The organism is bacterium (assembly GCA_016873475.1).
Lineage (GTDB): Bacteria > Krumholzibacteriota > Krumholzibacteriia > JACNKJ01 > JACNKJ01 > VGXI01.
The window spans coordinates 1-1,985 of record VGXI01000369.1 but is presented as its reverse complement, the minus strand read 5'-3'; the positions used below and the strand labels follow the sequence as shown (position 1 = coordinate 1,985).

The 1,985-nt window shown below is 72.8% G+C and carries 3 protein-coding genes; all 3 read left to right on the top strand.

The window, feature by feature from the left end:
- Window positions 1-313: 313 nt before the first annotated feature.
- Window positions 314-799 carry a hypothetical protein gene (locus FJ251_15840; protein MBM4119173.1) on the top strand — a complete coding sequence of 162 codons (486 nt, stop codon included), beginning with the start codon at window positions 314-316 and terminating at the stop codon, window positions 797-799.
- Window positions 796-1,215 carry a hypothetical protein gene (locus FJ251_15835; GenBank protein ID MBM4119172.1) on the top strand — a complete coding sequence of 140 codons (420 nt, stop codon included), beginning with the start codon at window positions 796-798 and terminating at the stop codon, window positions 1,213-1,215. The genes FJ251_15840 and FJ251_15835 overlap by 4 nt, the downstream gene beginning before the upstream one ends.
- Before the next feature lie 20 nt (window positions 1,216-1,235).
- On the top strand, window positions 1,236-1,985 hold a 750-nt coding region (locus FJ251_15830), incomplete at its 3' end, for a fibronectin type III domain-containing protein (protein ID MBM4119171.1).

Genomic DNA, 1,985 nt, shown 5'->3' with positions numbered 1-1,985 from the left:
CCTCAACGGCGCTACGCAGATCCGCGCCGGCGTCATCCGGCCCGAGGTGATCATTCCCCTCGCGCCCGAGGAGATCAGCGGTCAGCAGTTCGACGAGTCGCGCTTGACCGGCATCGAGGCGGGCAGCCTCGTGCGGGTGATCCGCGCGCCTTACTTCGGCGTGCTGGGCAGCGTGACCGGGCTGCCGCCGGAGCTGCAGCGCATGGAAAGCGGCACCCTCGTACGCGTGGCGCAGGTGCGTCTGGGCGACGGCCGCGACGTGCTGCTGCCCCGCGCCAATCTCGAGATGGTGGAGACGGACTAGGAGGCGCGCGTGAAGCCGGTCGCGAGCGAGACCCAGGCGACCGGAGCCGCTGGGGACGCCCTCGCCTGGCGCGTCTGGCTGCTGCCTACCCACCCCCGCCGCGGCGCGCTGGCGATCGCAGTCTGCCTGCTCACCACGAGCTTCGCCTGGGCGCTCTCCCAGAGCGCCCTGCTCACGGCCGTGGCCGGCCTGCTTCTCGTCGCCAGCCTCTCGCAGTTCCTGCTGCCCACGCGCTTCGCGCTCGATGCCGAGACCCTTCGCGTGAGCAATCTCCTCTACCGCCGCACGCGGCACTGGAGCGAGTTTCGCGGCTATGCCCGCGCCGGCGGACGACTGAAGCTGCTCACCCTGCCGCCCGGCTCGCGCCTGGACAACTACCGCAGCCAGCTCCTGCTGCTGCCGCCCGGCGCCGAGGGTGAAGCGATCGTCGCCCGGGTGCGGGCGCGCTTCGCGCCGGCCGCCGCCGAGAGCGCCGTGGCAGGAGACGGCGCATGAACGGCTTCGATGTCGCCTTCGCCGCCGCGCGCTTGCCCGCCAAGCCCGACGACATGCTCGACAGCGACTTCGCGTTGCTCACGGACCTCGCGCGCAAGATCGTGCGCCGTCGCCTTTCGGTGCCGGCGATTTTCTTCTTGGAGACCGCCAAACCCCTCAACTATGTTGGGGCACAGGCCATGGTCTTCTTCGGGCCCTTCGTGCAGGTGCTCTTCGAGTCGCCCAATTACGAGCGCTACACCGAGCTGCTCGAGCGGCGACAGACCCTGGAGCTGCTGCTGCAGATGATCGAGGGCTACGAGAGCGAGCTGGTCCGCGTCGAGAAGGCCGAAAAGGCCGAGCGGGCCGCGCGCAAGGCCGCCCGCAACGCTGCTCGTCGCCGTCCCGCCTGGCGCTTCTGGCAGCGCCGGGAGTGACCGCCATCCGGGAGACGCCGATGCCCCAGGCGAAGCCGCCGCGTCCACTGCTAGCGCCAGCGCGGCGACTCGCGCCACTGCTCGCCCTGCTGGCCCTGCTGCTCGGCGCGTCGCCCCTGGCTGCGCAGCCCGCGGCGGCGCTCCTGCCGGCGGACAGCCTCGCCGCCGCGGCACTCGCGGCCCCGGCGCCGCCCCTGGACCTGCGCGCGGCGGACGTCCCCAACGACAACGGGCGCGCGATCGCGATCAGCTGGCTGCGCTCGCCCGACGATGACGGCTCCGGTCGCGTCACCGGCTACCAGATCTTCCGCGCCGACGCCTTCGCCGACGAGCAGCCGGACAGCCTGGCCTGGCAGCGCGTCGGTCAGCGCGGGGCCACCGGCGGCCGCGACGAGCGCGCCAGCTTCACCGACGCCGGGCGCGCGATCGAGACGGGCCGCCCCTACCGCTATCGCGTCGACGCGATCGGCCCCGGCGGCCACGGCGTCGCCCAGCTCGCCGCGCCCGCCGCGGCCCGCGCGCAGTGGTTCAACCGCGGCCGCTGGAACATGCTCGTCGCCGTGCTCCTGATCTGCGGCGCGATCTTCTACTGGATCCAGCGCGCGCGCAGCACCGACATCACCCTGCGACCCGTGGCGGGCCTGGCGGCCTTCGACGAGGCCGTCGGCCGCGCCACCGAGATGGGCCAGCCCGTGCTCTTCATCCCCGGCATCCAGGATCTCGACCAGATCGAGACGCTGGCCGGCGGGAACATCCTCGGCTACGTGGCG

Excerpts from the sequence above, each read along its gene's own strand:
- FJ251_15835 (MBM4119172.1), top strand. The coding sequence starts at position 796 with ATGAACGGCTTCGATGTCGCCTTCGCCGCCGCGCGCTTGCCCGCCAAG.